Source organism: Candidatus Pelagibacter sp. HIMB1542 (assembly GCF_052047835.1).
Classification (GTDB): domain Bacteria; phylum Pseudomonadota; class Alphaproteobacteria; order Pelagibacterales; family Pelagibacteraceae; genus Pelagibacter.
Genome location: NZ_JBNAJB010000002.1, coordinates 189,255 through 206,154 on the forward strand (window position 1 = coordinate 189,255; position 16,900 = coordinate 206,154).

The 16,900-nt window shown below is 28.1% G+C and carries 20 protein-coding genes and 1 tRNA gene; 13 read left to right on the forward strand and 8 right to left on the reverse strand.

Features of this window, described 5'->3' with window-relative positions; all coding sequences use genetic code 11:
- The first annotated feature begins 1 nt into the window (after window position 1).
- Genes ACTTBI_RS05250 through ACTTBI_RS05260 form a run of 3 tightly spaced genes read left to right on the forward strand, consistent with a single transcriptional unit; the run spans window position 2 to window position 2,409 of the window.
- A complete protein-coding gene (locus tag ACTTBI_RS05250) occupies window positions 2-439 on the forward strand; it encodes a MarR family winged helix-turn-helix transcriptional regulator (protein WP_440633761.1) in 438 nt (145 codons plus the stop codon).
- The gene (locus ACTTBI_RS05255; RefSeq protein WP_440652987.1) at window positions 432-1,109 is read left to right on the forward strand and encodes a response regulator; all 678 of its coding nucleotides are present in this window, start codon (window positions 432-434) and stop codon (window positions 1,107-1,109) included. The genes ACTTBI_RS05250 and ACTTBI_RS05255 overlap by 8 nt, the downstream gene beginning before the upstream one ends.
- Window positions 1,090-2,409 carry an ATP-binding protein gene (locus ACTTBI_RS05260; protein ID WP_440652988.1) on the forward strand — a complete coding sequence of 440 codons (1,320 nt, stop codon included), beginning with the start codon at window positions 1,090-1,092 and terminating at the stop codon, window positions 2,407-2,409. Before ACTTBI_RS05255 ends, ACTTBI_RS05260 begins: the two co-directional genes overlap by 20 nt.
- Here the strand turns inward: ACTTBI_RS05260 and ACTTBI_RS05265 are convergent.
- The gene (locus tag ACTTBI_RS05265) at window positions 2,387-2,638 is read right to left on the reverse strand and encodes a hypothetical protein (RefSeq protein ID WP_440634689.1); all 252 of its coding nucleotides are present in this window, start codon (window positions 2,636-2,638) and stop codon (window positions 2,387-2,389) included. The genes ACTTBI_RS05260 and ACTTBI_RS05265 overlap by 23 nt on opposite strands.
- Window positions 2,639-2,670: 32 nt before the next feature.
- On the opposite strand from ACTTBI_RS05265, the gene lgt reads away from it, so the two are divergent.
- The 7 genes from lgt to ychF are packed head-to-tail and all read left to right on the forward strand — an operon-like array spanning window position 2,671 to window position 8,585.
- Entirely contained in the window at window positions 2,671-3,438 is a 768-nt protein-coding gene (gene lgt / locus ACTTBI_RS05270) for a prolipoprotein diacylglyceryl transferase (protein ID WP_440652990.1), read from the forward strand.
- Complete coding sequence (locus tag ACTTBI_RS05275) at window positions 3,435-4,484, forward strand: SAM-dependent methyltransferase (RefSeq protein ID WP_440652991.1); 1,050 nt, start codon at window positions 3,435-3,437, stop codon at window positions 4,482-4,484. Before lgt ends, ACTTBI_RS05275 begins: the two co-directional genes overlap by 4 nt.
- A complete protein-coding gene (gene pgeF, locus ACTTBI_RS05280; protein ID WP_440652992.1) occupies window positions 4,477-5,235 on the forward strand; it encodes a peptidoglycan editing factor PgeF in 759 nt (252 codons plus the stop codon). The genes ACTTBI_RS05275 and pgeF overlap by 8 nt, the downstream gene beginning before the upstream one ends.
- Before the next feature lie 8 nt (window positions 5,236-5,243).
- Window positions 5,244-6,176, forward strand: a complete 933-nt coding sequence (locus ACTTBI_RS05285; RefSeq protein ID WP_440652994.1) for a ribose-phosphate pyrophosphokinase — start codon at window positions 5,244-5,246, stop codon at window positions 6,174-6,176.
- Window positions 6,177-6,221: 45 nt separating this feature from the next.
- Complete coding sequence (locus tag ACTTBI_RS05290) at window positions 6,222-6,911, forward strand: 50S ribosomal protein L25/general stress protein Ctc (protein ID WP_440650963.1); 690 nt, start codon at window positions 6,222-6,224, stop codon at window positions 6,909-6,911.
- Window positions 6,912-6,951: 40 nt separating this feature from the next.
- The gene (gene pth, locus ACTTBI_RS05295; protein ID WP_440618927.1) at window positions 6,952-7,512 is read left to right on the forward strand and encodes an aminoacyl-tRNA hydrolase; all 561 of its coding nucleotides are present in this window, start codon (window positions 6,952-6,954) and stop codon (window positions 7,510-7,512) included.
- Window positions 7,512-8,585: a redox-regulated ATPase YchF gene (ychF, locus tag ACTTBI_RS05300; RefSeq protein ID WP_440652995.1), complete on the forward strand. Its 1,074-nt coding sequence runs from the start codon at window positions 7,512-7,514 to the stop codon at window positions 8,583-8,585. The genes pth and ychF overlap by 1 nt, the downstream gene beginning before the upstream one ends.
- Here ychF and ACTTBI_RS05305 read toward each other — a convergent pair.
- From ACTTBI_RS05305 to petA, 3 genes are read right to left on the reverse strand one after another with little or no spacing between them, the layout of a single operon-like run.
- The gene (locus tag ACTTBI_RS05305; protein ID WP_306452584.1) at window positions 8,562-9,320 is read right to left on the reverse strand and encodes a cytochrome c1; all 759 of its coding nucleotides are present in this window, start codon (window positions 9,318-9,320) and stop codon (window positions 8,562-8,564) included. The genes ychF and ACTTBI_RS05305 overlap by 24 nt on opposite strands.
- Before the next feature lie 22 nt (window positions 9,321-9,342).
- Window positions 9,343-10,605, reverse strand: coding sequence for a cytochrome b (locus ACTTBI_RS05310; protein WP_440618930.1), 1,263 nt, complete (start codon window positions 10,603-10,605; stop codon window positions 9,343-9,345).
- 10 nt (window positions 10,606-10,615) lie between these two features.
- Window positions 10,616-11,128 (reverse strand): ubiquinol-cytochrome c reductase iron-sulfur subunit, encoded by a 513-nt coding sequence (gene petA / locus ACTTBI_RS05315; protein ID WP_075506393.1) that lies wholly within the window; start codon window positions 11,126-11,128, stop codon window positions 10,616-10,618.
- A 91-nt stretch (window positions 11,129-11,219) separates the two neighbouring features.
- Here petA and ACTTBI_RS05320 point away from each other — a divergent pair, with 91 nt between their 5' ends.
- The 3 genes from ACTTBI_RS05320 to greA are packed head-to-tail and all read left to right on the forward strand — an operon-like array spanning window position 11,220 to window position 12,988.
- Entirely contained in the window at window positions 11,220-11,678 is a 459-nt protein-coding gene (locus tag ACTTBI_RS05320; protein WP_440652997.1) for a tRNA (cytidine(34)-2'-O)-methyltransferase, read from the forward strand.
- 1 nt (window position 11,679) lies between these two features.
- Entirely contained in the window at window positions 11,680-12,507 is an 828-nt protein-coding gene (hemF, locus tag ACTTBI_RS05325; protein ID WP_262589766.1) for an oxygen-dependent coproporphyrinogen oxidase, read from the forward strand.
- A 4-nt stretch (window positions 12,508-12,511) separates the two neighbouring features.
- A complete protein-coding gene (gene greA / locus ACTTBI_RS05330; protein ID WP_075506396.1) occupies window positions 12,512-12,988 on the forward strand; it encodes a transcription elongation factor GreA in 477 nt (158 codons plus the stop codon).
- On the opposite strand, the gene ACTTBI_RS05335 is transcribed toward greA, so the two are convergent.
- The 4 genes from ACTTBI_RS05335 to ACTTBI_RS05350 form a co-directional block, all read right to left on the reverse strand.
- The gene (locus ACTTBI_RS05335; RefSeq protein WP_440652999.1) at window positions 12,985-14,259 is read right to left on the reverse strand and encodes a CCA tRNA nucleotidyltransferase; all 1,275 of its coding nucleotides are present in this window, start codon (window positions 14,257-14,259) and stop codon (window positions 12,985-12,987) included. The genes greA and ACTTBI_RS05335 overlap by 4 nt on opposite strands.
- A 5-nt stretch (window positions 14,260-14,264) precedes the next feature.
- A tRNA-Gln gene (locus tag ACTTBI_RS05340) sits at window positions 14,265-14,338 on the reverse strand.
- Window positions 14,339-14,372: 34 nt separating this feature from the next.
- The gene (locus ACTTBI_RS05345; RefSeq protein ID WP_440653001.1) at window positions 14,373-15,215 is read right to left on the reverse strand and encodes a 4-(cytidine 5'-diphospho)-2-C-methyl-D-erythritol kinase; all 843 of its coding nucleotides are present in this window, start codon (window positions 15,213-15,215) and stop codon (window positions 14,373-14,375) included.
- Entirely contained in the window at window positions 15,212-16,900 is a 1,689-nt protein-coding gene (locus tag ACTTBI_RS05350) for a tetratricopeptide repeat protein (protein WP_440653003.1), read from the reverse strand. Before ACTTBI_RS05350 ends, ACTTBI_RS05345 begins: the two co-directional genes overlap by 4 nt.

Below are 16,900 nucleotides of genomic sequence, written 5' to 3' on the forward strand. Positions count from 1 at the left end.
TATGAAAGAACTTTTATATCTTAAAGATGATCAACTTAAGGGTTTAATTGAAAAATTATTTGTTAGTTACAGAGAGACATTTTCTGACTCTAAAAAAATTTTAGATAAATACTCAATTGGTGTAGCTCACCATAAGGTTATTCACCTAATTTCATCTTATGAAGGTATCTCTATCTCAGATCTTCTAAAAAAATTAAAAGTAACTAAGCAGAGCCTCAACAGAGTTTTAAAAGATTTAATAAAGTTAGACATCGTCATATTTAAGAAAAATGATCAGGATACTAGGGTTAAACATGTGTTTTTAAACGAAAAAGGAAAGAAAATATTTGAAGAAATTTTTAATTTGCAAAAAAAAAGAATTTATTCTGCTCTTTTAAACTCATCTTCAGAAGAAGTTGTTAATTTTGACAATGTATTAAATAAAATAATTAATGGATAATTTTTTAGCTCATATTTTAGTAGTTGATGACGATGATGGTATTAGATCATTGGTCAAAAAATTTCTAAACGAAAATAATTATTTAGTAACCACAGCTGACAGTGCTGAAGATGCCTCAGAGAAAATAAAAATAATAAAGTTTGATTTAATTGTGCTGGATATAATGATGCCTGGAAAGAATGGATTAGAATTTATAGAGGAAAATAAAAAAAATCTAGATACTCCAATAATACTTCTTACTGCTAAAGGGGAAGCTAAGGAAAGAATAGAAGGTCTTGAAGTTGGTGCAGATGATTATTTACCCAAACCATTTGAACCTAAAGAATTAATTCTAAGAATAAAAAATATTTTAGATAAAACAAAAAAAACTGAGCAAAAAAGAATTATTGAATTTGAAAATGTCAAAATCGACTTAAATAAACTTTTAATTATTAGAGATCAAAAAGAATTTAAAATTAATAATACTGAAAAGACAATTTTAGAAAAAATGATTAATAGTCCTGGAAAAACATTTTCAAGAGATGATATAGGAAAATTGATTAATCTAGATAAAGAAAGATCTATCGATGTTATTATTACTAGATTAAGAAAAAAAATTGAAATAGATCAAAAAAGTCCTAAGTTTTTGCAAACAATTAGAGGTGCAGGATATGTTCTCTGGATTGAGTAATTATTTAAAAAAAGTTTTACCAAAAAGATTATTTTATAGAGCACTTTTAATTGTTGCTGTCCCAGTAATTACTATCCAATTAATAATCACCATTGTTTTTTTTGATAGTTTGTGGATTAAAACTAATAAAGGCATGACCAGAACCCTGGTTAATGAAATTAGTGCTTTTTTAGAAGCTTATCAAAATGAGGAAAATGATAAACAAGAAGTGACAAACCTATTTTCATTATTTCTAGATTTAAATATTGAATTAGTTGTTGATGAAAAATTAAGTGATCTAAATAAAGAAAGATGGTTTAGTCCAATTGATCGAACTTTAAGAAGAGAATTAAAATCTAAATTTTCTCCTAAAATTTTCTGGTTTAATACTACAAACTATAGAGAACTAGTTGATTTAAGAATAAAATATGAAAATGGATATTTTAAATTTTTAGTTCCAAAAGATCGAGTTACTAGTACTTCTGCAAGAATATTCGCACTGTGGATTACAGTTCCTGCAATTATAATGGTTATTATTTCACTAATATTTTTAAAAAACCAAACGAGACCAATTACAAATTTAGCTCGCGCTGCTGAGAGATTTGGAAAAGGAGAAGACATAGAAGAATTTAAACCCTCAGGAGCACTTGAGATACGTCAAGCAGGTCATGAATTTGACAAAATGAGAAAGAGAATTGAAAGACATCTTAATCAGAGAACTGAAATGTTATCAGGCATTAGTCATGATTTAAGAACTCCTTTAACAAGAATGAAGCTACAATTAGCTTTTCTTAAAGATAAAGATGCAGTTGATAAGTTAACAGATGATATTAACGAAATGGAAAAAATGCTTAATGAATATCTGCAATTTACAAGCTCGTCATATGTTGAAAAAGACGAAATGTTTAATCTTTCAGAACTAATAGAGGAAATTATAAAAAAATATAATAATAAAAACATTTCTTATAATTTAATTCCTAGAATTTACATTAATGGCAGAAAGAACCTTATCAATAGATCTTTAAATAACTTGATTGATAACGGATTAAAATATGCAAACAAAGTTGAAATAAGCCTAACCAAAAAAAATACAAACCTATTTATAATTATTGATGATGACGGTCCAGGGATACCTAAAAAAGAACATGAAAACGTATTTAAACCTTTTTATAAGATGGACAAAGGTAGAAATGATTCAAAATCTAGTGTTGGTCTAGGACTGTCAATTGCTTCTGATATTATCAAATCCCATGGTGGCAACATTATGCTGGAAAAATCAAAATTTAACGGGCTAAGAGTTAAGATCTTTTTGCCGGTCTAGTTTTCTTCCTTTTTTTTGTTTCTAATTTTGAAATTTTATTTTCTAAATTTTCTACTCTCTTTGAAAGAATCTCAAATTCATCCTTGCTAGTAAGTTTCATTTTAAAAACAAATTCATCTCTCTTTGACTTAAATATATTTAAGATTTCAGATGATAAATCTTTTGAAGTTATTAATCCCTGCTCTAGTAGTTTTGCAAATTTATCAATTATAAATTTAGAATTTTTCATATTTGAGATATACAATATAGATATAATTTAAAATGTTCATCAATAATTTTGACCCAGTTGCAGTAGAAATATTTTCTTTAGAAATTAGATGGTATTCTCTAGCTTATATAGCTGGTATTTTATTTGGATGGTTAATAGCAAAAAAACTGTTCTTAAAGAATTCTGAAATAAATAAAAACTTTGATGATTATATAACGTACTTAATCATCGGAATTATTTTAGGTGGAAGAATTGGTTATGTATTATTTTATAATTTTGAATTCTATATCAATAATCTATTAGATATTTTAAAAGTATGGGAAGGCGGCATGTCTTTTCACGGAGGAGTAATTGGTATTTTTATAGCAACTATATTGTTTGCAAAAAAAAATAATCAAGATGCGTTTTTATATTTAGACGTCGTTGCTCTAGTTGCACCTATTGGAATATTTTTTGGAAGAATTGCAAATTTTATAAATTCTGAACTTTATGGAAATATAACTAATTTACCTTGGGCAGTTACTTTCATACAAATAGATAATCAACCAAGACATCCCTCACAAATTTATGAGGCATTATTAGAAGGTTTAATTTTATTTTTAATTTTAGTTTATTTTAGAAGTAGAGGAAATTATGAAAAAGCTGGATTGATTTCTGGATTATTTTTAATTTTTTATTCAATCTTTAGATTTATTGTTGAATTTTTTAGAGTTCCAGATGATCAATTGGGATACCTAATATTCAATTTAACTATGGGTCAGTTAATAAGTTTTATCTTTTTGATAATTGGATTAATTATTTTCTTTTTGAAAAAAAAATGAACAAGTCGACTAATTTACCTCTAGATCAATTTATAAATCACGCTCTTTACGATAAAGAAAATGGTTATTATATGAAAAAAAATCCCTTTGGAGAGGAAGGTGATTTTATTACGTCTCCCAACATCACAAGACTATTTTCAGAAATAATTGCGATTTGGGTAATAACTTTTTGGAAAAGCATCGGTTCACCTAAAAAATTTAACTTAATTGAACTTGGTGCTGGTAATGGAGAGATGATGAAAGTTGTATCTGAAACTTTAAAGAATTTTCCTGATTGTTTTAACTCCTGTAATTTAATGATTCATGAAAAAAGCTCATATTTAATTGATGCACAAAAAAAAAATTTAAATTCTGAAAAAATAATCTGGGTAAATGAAGTTGAAATCGATAACACATTTCCTTGCATTTATCTTGCAAACGAATTTTTTGATGCACTTCCAATAAAGCAATTTTTTAAAAAGGAGAATAATTGGTTTGAAAGGTATGTTAATTTAAAAACTTACAAAAAGGCTGAGTTCAATGACAAAGAAGTTGATATTAAAACAATAGAACAAGAACTTAAATTTGAAATATCTAAGGACCAAGATGTTATTGAATACTCTCCGGAAGCGTTTAAATATCTAGATAAAATTTGTAAAATTATTGAGAACAGAGATGGTGGACTTTTAATAATTGATTATGGATATTTAGATCTGAAAATAAAAAATACTATTCAAGCAATAAAAGATCATAAATTTTCAAACATATTAGAAGATATTGGCGACACTGATATCACATACAATTTAAATTTTAATTTATATGCTAATTATATTAATCAATTTGAAAAACTAGATCATCTAATTACTAATCAAAAAAAATTCTTAACAAGTATGGGAATTTTGCAGAGAGCAGAGATTGTAAGTAATAATATAGCCTTCTCACAAAAAACAGATCTATTTTATAGAATTAGACGTTTAATTGATGAGAAACAAATGGGGGAGTTGTTTAAGGTAATGTTGATTAAAATTAAAAACAATAAATTTAAAACAGGTTTTCAAATTGATTAAATCTAAAAAACTTTCAAAATATAAAGCTATTAAACATGGTTTTTTTAATAGCATCGGTGGTGTATCAAAAAATATTTATAAAAGTTTAAATTGTGGTCCAGGTTCAAATGACAATAGTGCAAATGTAAAAAAAAATTTAAATATTGTTAGAAAAAAAATTTCTAAGAACTCAAAAAATATTTTTTTACTTAACCAAATTCATAGTAATAAATTCGTGTTTATTGACAAAAAGCATAAATCAAAAATAAAACCTAAGGCTGATGCAATTATTACTGACCAAGTAAATTTACCTATTGCGGTTTTGACTGCAGATTGTGTACCAATACTTGTTTTTGACAATCAGAGAAAAATGATAGCTGCAATTCATTCAGGATGGAAAGGTGCCTTTAAGGGAATAGTATCAAAAGTGATTAAATTTATGATTAAGAGAGGATCCAAAACAAAAAATATTACAGCAGTTATAGGTCCATCAATATCAGTTAAAAATTATGAAGTTCAAAAAGATTTTTATAAAAAATTTATAAGAAAAGACAAAACAAATCATAAATTTTTTAAAATAGGTAAAGAAAAGTTATATTTTAACTTATCTAGTTATGTTAAATCATTAATTCTTAAGTCTGGTGTAAAAAAAATAGAAAAAATTGACGTTGATACATTCAATGCTAAAAATAAATTTTTTAGTGCTAGAAGATCAAAAAGTTTAAATCATGCTGATTATGGTAGAAATATTTCAATAATTATGCTTAATTAGGTTTTTTCATGAAATTATTATCAGGAAATAGCAACAAACCTCTTAGTAAGAATATTGCTAAATATTTAAAATCTAAATTAGTCAATTCAAGTATTAGAAATTTTTCTGATGGTGAAATTTATGTTGAGATTAATGAAAACATAAGAGGAAATAGTATTTTTATTATTCAATCTGTATCTTCTCCAGCTAATGATAATTTAATGGAACTTTTATTATGTATAGATGCTTTGAAAAGATCATCTGCCAAAAATATAACAGCTGTAATTCCATATTTTGGTTATGCAAGACAAGATAGAAAAGTTGTCCCAAGAACTTCAATTTCAGCAAAACTAGTATCAAACTTAATTACAAAAGCAGGAGCAGATCGTGTTGTAACAGTAGATTTGCACGCAGGACAAATTCAAGGATTTTTTGATATTCCAGTAGATAACTTGTTTGCTACTCCTATTTTTGCAAGACACGTTAAGAAAAAAATTAAAAGTAAAAATATGATTTGTGTAGCGCCAGATGTGGGTGGTACTGAGCGAGCAAGATCTCTTGGAAAACTTTTAAATGTTGGTTTAGCTATAGTAGATAAAAGAAGACCTAAGCCAGGACAATCTCAGGTTATGAATGTAATTGGGGATGTAAAAGGTAAGACATGTATAATTGTAGACGATATCATCGACTCTGGTGGAACAATTGTAAATGCAGCTAAAGCTCTAAAAGATAGAGGTGCAAAAGAAGTTTATGTTTATATTACTCACGGTGTACTTAGTGGCGAAGCGGTCAAAAAAATTAAAAATTCTGTTATCAAAAATTTAGTAATTACAGACACAATTGATAATAGTGACAAAATTAAAGGTGTAAAAAACATTGAAGTTTTATCTATTTCAGGGCTAATGGGTGAAGCAATTAAAAGAATATCAAATTCTACTTCTGTATCTGATTTATTTAAATAATTACCTTGTGTTATTAAGGATCTTGAGCTAAAAACCCTTGTTTTTATGAATACTTTAGAAGCTAACATCAGAGATACTAAAACAAAAGGCGAGCTTAACTCACTCAGAGATAATGGAGAAGTTCCGGCTATAATTTATGGTGGTGAAGCTCAAAATGAAAAAGTTTCTATATCTAAGAAACTGCTAAAGTCGATGTTAGAAGACTCAAATTTTTTGTCTACAATTCTTACATTAAATGTAAACGGTAAACCACAAAATGTACTTCCAAGAGAAGTAAAATATCACATCTTGTCAGACGAACCTATACATGTTGATTTTTTAAGAGTTGTGCCTGGTCTAAAAATTAGAATTGAGGTTCCAGTTAAATTTATTAATCACGAAAAATCACCTGGATTAAAAAAAGGTGGAGTATTAAATATTGTAAGAAGAAAAGTTGAATTAAAATGTCCAAGTGAAAAAATACCTGACAATCTTTTAATTGATTTAGATGGTATTGATATTGGAGTAAGTTTTAAAATTTCATCAATTAATCTAGATCCTGAAGTTGTACCAACTATTCAAGGTAGGGATTTTGTTATTGCAACACTTGCGGCTCCAACTGTAATGAAAGAGCCAGAAAAACCAGCTGAAGCTGAAGCTGCAGAGGGTGAAGCGGGTGCCGAGGCTGCTGCACCAGCTGAAGGCGATAAACCAGCTGCTGAAGGCGAAGAAAAGCCTGCTGAAGAAAAAAAATAAATTATTTAGACTGAAGTTTGTTTTCCATTAAAAAATTTTTATGCTTTTATTTGTAGGACTAGGTAACCCAACGCCCGATAGTGAAAATAATAGACATAATGTAGGTTTTAAAATTATAGACTCGATAAATAAAAAATTTGGTCTATCAAAACAAAAACCAAAATTTAAAGGTTTGCTTACAACAGGAAATGTTGGAGACAAAAAAATATATGCAATTAAACCTTTAACTTTCATGAATAATTCAGGAATTTGTATAAGAGAATTAATAGAATATTTTAAAATTGATGCCGAGGATGTCATAGTTTTTCATGATGATTTAGATGTAGAATTTGGGAAAATTAAAGCTAAGTTTGGTGGATCTAGTGCAGGTCATAATGGTATAGCTTCAATAGATAAATTTATTGGTAAAGATTATTCTAGAGTAAGAATTGGTATTGGAAAACCAAAAGATAACATGGAAGTAAGTGATTTTGTACTTCAAAATTTTGATGAAGATGAAATGGTTGGATTAGAAAAAATTACAAATAATATTACTGAGTCAATTTCAATATTAATTGAAAAAAAATTAGATCTATTTTCAAGTACAGTTAATAATAAATAATGAGTTTTAAATGTGGAATTATTGGTTTGCCAAATGTTGGTAAGTCTACGCTTTTTAATGCACTAACAAATTCTAGTAAAGCACAAGCAGCTAATTTTCCATTTTGTACAATTGATCCAAATGTTGGTGTAGTTCCCGTACCAGATGAAAGATTGTCCAAATTATCAAAAGTCTCTAACTCTAAAAAGGTAATTAATACTACAATTTCATTCGTTGATATTGCTGGTCTTGTAAAAGGAGCTTCAAAAGGAGAAGGATTAGGAAATAAATTTCTTTCTCATATCAGGGAAGTTGATGCTGTAATTCATATGATTAGATGTTTTGATTCAGATGATATCCAAAATGTTAATCCTGACGTAAACCCAGTGAGAGATTTGGAAATTATTGAAACTGAAATGATGCTTGCAGATCTTGAAAGTATTCAAAAAAGATTAGAAAAAAATAACAAGAAAAATGTAGATGAGGAACAACTTAAAATTTTAGAAATTGCTCTTGATTGCATAAATAATGACAAAGATATTCCGGTTCTAAAAACACAATTTGATACCAAGCAATTAAATCAAAGCGGTTTATTATCAATAAAACCAAAAATATATATCTGTAATGTTGATGAACAAAGTGTTCAGAACGGTAATAAATATACAAATGATTTCATAGAAAAATTTGGGAATGAAAATACACTAATTGTATCCGCTGATATTGAAAATCAAATTAATGAACTACCTGCTGAAGAGAAAAAAAATTATATGGAAATGATAGGTTTAAAAGAAACTGGATTAAATATGTTAATTCAAAAAGGTTACAATATACTAGAACTAGACACTTATTTTACATCGGGTCCTGAAGAAACAAGAGCATGGACAATTAAAAAAAATTGTACAGCTCCTAAGGCAGCAGGCGAAATACATACTGATTTTGAAAAAGGCTTTATACGAGCTGAAACTATTTCTTATGAAGATTTTATAGCAAATGATGGCTGGGTAAATTCTAAAGCAAATGGGAAAATGAGATTAGAAGGAAAAGATTATATTGTTAAAGATGGAGATGTTTTAAACTTCAGATTCAACACGTGACCAGATTTTCTTCATACTAAAGTAAACTAAAATAGTTAAAATAATCAAATATACTATAGCTTTAAATCCCATTTGGTGTCTTGCTTCTAAGTGAGGCTCCGCAGCCCACATTAAAAATGTTGTTACATCTTTTGACATCTGTTCAACTGATGCATTAGTACCATCCCCGTACTCTACAATTCCATCAGATAATGGTGCTGCCATTCTGATCTTATTACCATACATATATTTGTTGTAATAAACTCCATCATCCAAAGTTACTCCACTTGGTGGATCTTGATAACCTTGAAGTAAAGAATAAATATAGTCAACTCCACCACCTCTAGCTTTAACTAAAACAGACATATCTGGTGGATAAGCTCCTCCGTTAGCTGCTTGTGCGGCTTTTACATTGTCGTATGGCATTACAAATTTATCCGAAAGTTTTCCAGGTCTAGTAAACATTTCGCCATCAGCGTTTGGTCCATCTGTAACTTCAAAAGAAGCAGCGATTGCTTTTGCAGCTGCCTCTGAAAACTCTGGTCCACCCTCTTCTGATAAATTTCTATAGCTTAAATATTTCATTGAATGGCAAGAAGCACAAACTTCCGTATAAACTTGATATCCTCTTTGAAGAGCTGCTCTATCAAATTTTCCAAAAAGACCTTTAAAACTCCAATCTGTTTTAAGATAATCTACTTTTTCTGCAGCAAATGTTTGGGCACTAATTAGAGAAAAAAATGAAAGTATTAAAATTAGTTTAAATAACTTTTTCACTTTATTTTATTTTACTTTCTCTGTGTTTTGCAGCTTCTAAGTTTGGTGATCCACCTAAAATAGGCTCTGTTATACTTAGTGGAACAGGTAATGTTCTCTCTTTAAATCCAAGCACAGGGAGAATAACCAAGAAATGTAAGAAATAATAGGCAGTGGCTACTCTTGCAATTAATAAATAAAGACCTTCTGCAGGCATTGCTCCCATGTAACCAAGAATTAAAACGTCTGCTACTAAAATCCAGTAAAACTGTTTATACAAAGGTCTAAATACTGCTGATCTAATTTTTGAAGTATCTAACCAAGGTAAAGCTGCAAGTATTAAAATAGCAGATAGCATTGCAATTACTCCAAGTAGTTTATCCGGTACCGATCTTAGTATTGCGTAAAAAGGTAACAAATACCATTCTGGAACTATATGAGCTGGAGTTACCATAGGATTTGCCTCTATGTAATTATCTGCGTGACCCAAAATATTAGGTGTATAAAAAACAAAAAATGCAAAAACAATCATAAACATTAATAATGCAAAACCATCTTTAATAACAATGTATGGATGGAATGGGACAGTATCCTTAGATGGTTTTTTGATATCAATACCAACTGGATTATTATTTCCAGGTACATGCAGAGCCCATATATGTAAAATTACAAGTCCTGCTATTAAGAATGGGATTAAATAATGTAGAGTAAAAAATCTTGTTAAAGTTGGATTATCAACTGAGTATCCACCCCATAACCATGTTACAATTCCCTCACCTACTAACGGGATTGCACTAAATAAATTTGTAATAACAGTTGCTCCCCAGAAACTCATTTGTCCCCAAGGTAAGACGTAGCCCATGAATGCAGCTGCCATCATTAACAAGTAAATTACTATACCAATAATCCAAATTATTTCTCTTGGTGCTTTGTAAGAACCATAAAATAATGATCTAAAGATATGAATATACACAGCAAGAAAAAACATCGATGCACCATTTGCATGTATGTATCTAATTAACCATCCGTAGTTAACATCTCTCATTATATGCTCAACACTTTCGAATGCCATGTCAGCATGAGCAATGTAATGCATTGCCAAAGTTAATCCTGTTATAATTTGTGTGATTAAGCAAAAAGTTAAAATTCCTCCAAATGTCCACCAGTAATTTAAATTTTTTGGAGTAGGATAATCTGTTAAATGATTTGCAAGAGTTAGTAACGGTAATCTATCATTAAACCATTGACCAACTTTTGATTTAGGTTGATAATCGTGATCACTCATAACAACTGTACTATCCTATTTTAATTGTGTTTGCGTTTACGAATTCATATTTTGGAACTTCCATATTCCAAGGAGCTGGTCCTTTTCTAATTCTTCCAGACGTATCATAGTGAGAACCGTGACAAGGACAAAACCATCCATTATAATCACCTTTGTCATTCAAAGGCACACATCCTAAATGAGTACAAACTCCAAGCATGACTAACCATTCAGGATTTTTTGCTCTATCCTCATCTTTTTCTGGATGAATTAATTCTTCCATTTTAACAGATCTTGCTTCGTCGATCTCTTCTTGTGTTCTTCTTCTGATGAAAACTGGTTTTCCTCTCCATAGAACTGTAATTGTGTTTCCAGGTTTGACTGAACTTACATCTACCTCGGTACTTGCTAATGCCTTAACTGAAGCATCTGGGTTCATTTGATCTACCATGGGCCACACTACTGCTGCAGCTCCAACTGCACCTACAGCTGTGGTCGCTGTAAATAAAAAATCTCTTCTTTTTTTTGGCTTTTTATCTGACATTTTAAATAGTTTTTTGTTAAAAAATTAATTTAATATACGATTTCTTATAAGATAACAGTAATTTTTCTACTGAAAGAATGACACATTACGGATGAAACCTAGACCTAAAATTTCACTATACGAGCCAGATATTCCACAGAATACAGCTGCAATTATACGAACGTGTGCCTGTTTAGGGGCGGAATTAGAAATTATTGAGCCTTGTGGATTTTTATTATCTGACAAAAGGTTTAAAAGAGTTGTCATGGACTACATGGACTATAGTAAAATTAAATTCTACCAAAGTGCAGAACATTTTTTTGAAGAAAAAAAGAATCAAAGAATTGTTTTAATGACAACAAAGGCTTCTATAAATTATACTAAATTTAATTTTAAAGCTGATGATACAATATTATTTGGAAGAGAGAGCGCTGGTGTTCCAGAGAAGGTTCATAAGCTGATTGGTGATCGTCTAAAAATTCCAATGAATGAAAATGCGAGATCTCTAAATATAGCATCCTCAGTTGCAATAGTTTTGGCTGAAAGTTTAAGGCAAAATAATTTAATGTAATATGGACAATTCAATTAAAAAAGACCTGGCTAGCAATTGGTTCAAATTATTACAAAATGCAATTTGTAATGACATACTTGAATTAGAAAATAACAAAATAAAATTTGTATCAACTTCTTGGAAAAGAAACTCTAAAAAAGATGAAGGAGGTGGTGAATATAGAATTTTAAAAAATGGAAAAATTTTTGAAAAAGTAGGAGTAAATTTCTCAAAGGTATATGGAAAATTTCCTAAAAAATTTCAAAAAAATATACCAGGAGCTGAGAAAGATCCTAGATTTTGGGCTTCAGGAATTTCAATAGTTATGCATATGCAAAATCCGCACATTCCAGCTATGCATTTTAATACAAGATATATCAGCACTCAAAAAAATTGGTTTGGAGGGGGAATGGATGTAACCCCGGCCATCAAAGATGATAATGAAAAAAATAAATTTCATAAAACTTTAAAGTTAATGTGTGATCAACATAATAAAAATTATTATAAAAAATATAAAAAATGGTGTGATGAATATTTTTATTTACCCCACAGAAAAGAAGCTAGAGGAATTGGGGGAATTTTTTTTGATTATAAAGATGATAATTTCGAAAAAGATTTTAAATTTGTAAGAGATGTTGGTATTACTTTTCAAATGATCTTTAATGAAATTATTAGAAAAAAAATTAAGAAAAAATGGTCTTTAAAAGAAAAAGAGAAGCAGTATATTAAAAGAGGTCGTTACACAGAATTTAATTTACTGTATGACAGAGGAACTAAATTTGGATTACAAACTGGTGGTAATGTAGAAGGAATTTTAATGTCGTTACCTCCTTTAGCTAAGTGGAAATAAAAAAATGGAAAAAGAACCTATTACCTTAAATGGTTTAAAAAAATTAGAGGAAGAACTTATTTTTTTAAAAGAAAAGAAAAGACCTGAGATCGTTGCCGCAATTGCTGAAGCAAGATCGCATGGAGATCTAAAAGAAAATGCCGAATATCATGCTGCAAAGGAAGAACAATCTCATAATGAAGGTAGGATTACTGAAATAAACGACATAATAGCCAGAGCTAACGTAATTGATGTAACTAAATTAAATAATGAGGGTAAAGTAATTTTTGGATCAACTGTATATCTAGAAGACTTAGATAGTGGAGAAAAAATAAATTATAAAATTGTTGGAAAAGATGAAGCTGACTTAAAACAAAAATTAATTTTCTTTCAGTCCCCAATTGGAAAAGGATTAATAGGTAAAAATAAAAGTGATCTTGTAGAAATAAGTACCCCTTCTGGGATAAAGAATTTTGAAATTAAAGACGTTAAATATATTTAACTCTTTGCAATTTTTTCAACCTGTTTATCTGAAATTTGAAATCCATTTTGAACCCAGGTTTCTTCTATAAGTTTTAACTTATTACCTAAAATTTTACCCTCAGGAATTTTATACTTAGACATTAAAATATTTGCTCCAATTTTTAATTCAGGCAATGTTTTATTTTCGTAAATTTTAAGTAGTTTTAATAATTTATTCTCCACCTTACTTGAATAGAACAATTTAAAATTAATTATATCAATAACAGTTTGTCTACCATTATAGTAAAATATTTTATTAAAGTTTTTTTCTGTAAAACTTTTAATACTCACCTTTTCTTTGAAAAAATAATGAATTAATTTAAGCCTCTTTTGATCTTTTTTTGAGATTTTAAATTTATAAATAAAATAGTCAGTATTGTCTGTTTCATCGATAATCAGCAAAGCAATTACAAAAATAAAGTCAAAGTTGCTAATAACTTTGGAACTAAATGAATTCAGTTTCTTAAAATGATTAATATTTTTAAATTGTGGAAATACTATTTCTAATATTTCTAAACTTTGTTGATCTTCAAATAATTTGAGAAAATTTTTTGATTTAACTGTCTTTTTAAATTCATCTAATAATCTTTCAGCAGATAAGTTCGAAATACCTTTGATATTTTTTTTAAATATTTTAATTACCTCTGTTTTATGATTTTCAGTTGAATAATTAATATGAAAACGGAAATATCTTAATATTCTTAAATAATCCTCTTGAATTCTTTTTTCTGGATCTCCAATAAATTTTAAAACACCTTTATTTAAATCTAGCTTACCATTTTGTGGATCAAATAAATTTCCTGAACTATCAGAGTAAATAGCATTAATTGTAAAATCTCTTCTTTTTGAATCTTCTTTCCAATCAGAAGTAAATTCAACTTTTGCATGTCTTCCGTCTGTAGCAACGTCTTTTCTAAGTGAAGTAATTTCATAGTTTTTTTCATTTATTACTGCAGTTATCGTGCCGTGTTCTTTACCTGACTCAAAAAATTTAATTTTATGTTTATTTAGTGCATCACAAACTTCATCTGGTGTAATGTTAGTTGCTAAATCAATGTCATCTACTTCTTCTCGATTTATAATTTTTCTAATACACCCTCCAACAAATCTTAATTCACTATTTTCAGAATAATTGTTAATTGCTTCAAAAATTTTTTTTGCAGGAGTGTTCTGGGATATGTTTTTTATATTTTTACTTATATAATTAAGATTTTTGGACCTAAAAAAAATTTTATCTAAAAATTTATCCATATATATGGCTGGGGCGCTAGGATTCGAACCTAGGATGCAGGTACCAAAAACCCGTGCCTTACCGCTTGGCTACGCCCCAATATTATAGATCCTATAACACAAAAAAAATAAATTTATATAGTTTTTGATACATACAACCAACAATTTTTAAATTTCCTCTTAAATTGAACTTTTGCTGAATTACAGTCTTTGACTGATTTATAGTATGCAATAACTGTAGATCCAGACCCAGTCATTCTTACAAACTCAGGATTATTAGTCTTTTCTAAAAATAACTTAATCTTTTTTATTTGTGGGTATTTTGAAATTGCAACATCTTCTAAAGTATTACTTTGATTTTTTAAAAATTTATAACCAAACATAATTTTTTTTGGATTATTAAATTTTGATTTTGTAAAATTTTTAACGTTAGAATAAATTTTTTTTGTCGCACAACCAAAATTAGGCTTTATTAAAAGCATATTTAGAGTCGGACAATTAAAAAATTTTTTAATTTTATTGTTTGAAAGTAAAACTGAGCTAGACGGGTTTATACCTAAAATAACATCAGACCCTATTTCAGAGCAAACCTCCAAAATTTTCTTTTCACTTATTTTAATTACCTTTTTTTTATTTAAAAAATTTAAAATACTTGCAGCATTTATAGAACCGCCACCAAGTCCTGCTTTTTGAGGAATATTCTTTGTTATAGAAACTCTAAATTTTTGATTTAGTAATAACTTTTCTCGACCTAATATTTTAAAGAGTTTTTGAACAGTATTTTTTTTTCCAATACCTTTCGCAAATTTCCCTTGAAAAGAAATATTATGTTTTTCATCTCTTATTTTTTTTATTGAAATAACATCATACAAATCAATGAAACTAATGATGCTTTCAATTTTGTGTAATGATTTATTTTTTCCTGTTACATTGAGAGCTAAATTGATTTTAGCATGAGACTTTAAATTTAATTTCATTGAATAGATTTTAAGCCAGTAATCAATTTTTTGTTTATATTTTCTCTCATATCATCTTCAGTATCATCAAAGCTCAACACACTATTCCAAAAATATCTTGCCTGAATTTTTTGATCTAGCTTCCACAATATATCTCCATAATGATCATTTACTATTGGGTCATCAGGCATTAATTCTACAGCTCTTTTTAAATATTTTTCTGCCTCTTCATATTCATCTATCAAGAAATATGCCCAACCAATTGAGTCAATAATATAGGGATCATTACTTTTTAAATCATATGCTATTTTTAACATTTCCATCGCTTCATCTATTTTGTAATCACGTTCTAACCAAGAATAAGCAAGATAATTTAGGACGTATGCATCATTAGGTCTTATTCTTAATGCATGAAGTAAATCTTCATCTGACTTCTCATAATTACCTAATCTTTCGTAACTCCCACCTCTTCTATACAAAACATCCGATTTAATTACAGAAGTATCCTCTAGTGAGGAGATTAATCTTGAATAATAATCGATTGCAAGTTCATAATTTTTAGAGTTTTTATAAAAATTCGCTAAATCAAAAATCATCTTTGGATTAGGTTTTTCAATATTTTTAAATTTAGACTCGATATGGCTTGTGCCTTTTTCATAATTTTGTTCTTTCACTATTATTTGCGCTTCTTTTTTAACTCTAAACCAATAATAAAACTCATCAGTCTCTTTAAATTTTCTTACTATTTTTTTTACCTTGTTGTATTCACCATCTGCAAAGAAATTTTCTGCAACGAGTGATAAATTAAATTCAAATTTAGGATTTAAGTATATTGATAAATTTAAATAAAAATTTGATTTTTCAAAATTATCTTGTGATGAATAAAGATTTGATATCAAGAATAAAAATTCACTAATTATATCATTATGGTTTCCACATGAGAAAATTTTTTCAAAACTTTTAAACTTATTATTATCTATCCAGCTTTTGGTTTGAGTTAACAAAAGTGTTGAGCCAATATAATCAATTTGATCAATTACTGACTTTGCCTGATCAAACTCCTTATTCTGAATTAGATAATTTATATAAAAAAATATATATCTTGAATAATCACCTTGTTGATTATTAATTAAATTTAAAAAGAAAGAGCTGGTTCTTTGATCATTATAATGACATCTTTGAAACGCCTCAGCTATTAATGATAAGTTTCCAAAATTTTTCTTATTAGGTAAAAGTTTTTTATTTTTAAAAGTGTAAATGTACTGCTTTAAAGTCTCAAAAATTACTAGATTAATTCTATTTTCTTCCTGAAATCTCAAACTTTGATCTAAGTAAATATCAGCTTTATCAAAATCATTTTTTTTCAAACTATCAATTATTAATAAAACATATGCATCAAAAAAATCAGAGTTACTTTTTTTTGAGTTATTTTTTATAACATTAATTGCTTGAGCTACTTTGTTTTCCAATACAAGAGAATTAACGTATCTTTTTAAATAATTGTCATGGCTATTTAGTAAAACTTTACTTAAATTGAAATATTTTAAAGCTTCTGAATTATCTCTATTTTCATAAGCTACAATACCAGAAAAATAATTAGATAAATCTCTTGAGTTGAAATCATTAAAACTTGTACTTTTAGAATAAACGGGTGTCTGATAGGATAACACTAATAATAATATGATTTTAAATATTTTAGATATCAT

Coding starts and splice junctions, on each gene's coding strand:
- ACTTBI_RS05275 (WP_440652991.1), top strand. CDS start 3,435: ATGAACAAGTCGACTAATTTACCTCTAGATCAATTTATAAATCACGCT.
- hemF (WP_262589766.1), top strand. CDS start 11,680: ATGGACAATTCAATTAAAAAAGACCTGGCTAGCAATTGGTTCAAATTA.
- greA (WP_075506396.1), top strand. CDS start 12,512: ATGGAAAAAGAACCTATTACCTTAAATGGTTTAAAAAAATTAGAGGAA.
- ACTTBI_RS05285 (WP_440652994.1), top strand. CDS start 5,244: ATGAAATTATTATCAGGAAATAGCAACAAACCTCTTAGTAAGAATATT.
- ACTTBI_RS05335 (WP_440652999.1), bottom strand. CDS start 14,259: ATGGATAAATTTTTAGATAAAATTTTTTTTAGGTCCAAAAATCTTAAT.
- lgt (WP_440652990.1), top strand. CDS start 2,671: ATGTTCATCAATAATTTTGACCCAGTTGCAGTAGAAATATTTTCTTTA.
- ychF (WP_440652995.1), top strand. CDS start 7,512: ATGAGTTTTAAATGTGGAATTATTGGTTTGCCAAATGTTGGTAAGTCT.
- ACTTBI_RS05290 (WP_440650963.1), top strand. CDS start 6,222: ATGAATACTTTAGAAGCTAACATCAGAGATACTAAAACAAAAGGCGAG.
- ACTTBI_RS05265 (WP_440634689.1), bottom strand. CDS start 2,638: ATGAAAAATTCTAAATTTATAATTGATAAATTTGCAAAACTACTAGAG.
- ACTTBI_RS05260 (WP_440652988.1), top strand. CDS start 1,090: ATGTTCTCTGGATTGAGTAATTATTTAAAAAAAGTTTTACCAAAAAGA.
- ACTTBI_RS05255 (WP_440652987.1), top strand. CDS start 432: ATGGATAATTTTTTAGCTCATATTTTAGTAGTTGATGACGATGATGGT.
- pth (WP_440618927.1), top strand. CDS start 6,952: ATGCTTTTATTTGTAGGACTAGGTAACCCAACGCCCGATAGTGAAAAT.
- ACTTBI_RS05320 (WP_440652997.1), top strand. CDS start 11,220: ATGAAACCTAGACCTAAAATTTCACTATACGAGCCAGATATTCCACAG.
- ACTTBI_RS05350 (WP_440653003.1), bottom strand. CDS start 16,900: ATGATATCTAAAATATTTAAAATCATATTATTATTAGTGTTATCCTAT.
- ACTTBI_RS05310 (WP_440618930.1), bottom strand. CDS start 10,605: ATGAGTGATCACGATTATCAACCTAAATCAAAAGTTGGTCAATGGTTT.
- ACTTBI_RS05250 (WP_440633761.1), top strand. CDS start 2: ATGAAAGAACTTTTATATCTTAAAGATGATCAACTTAAGGGTTTAATT.
- petA (WP_075506393.1), bottom strand. CDS start 11,128: ATGTCAGATAAAAAGCCAAAAAAAAGAAGAGATTTTTTATTTACAGCG.
- ACTTBI_RS05345 (WP_440653001.1), bottom strand. CDS start 15,215: ATGAAATTAAATTTAAAGTCTCATGCTAAAATCAATTTAGCTCTCAAT.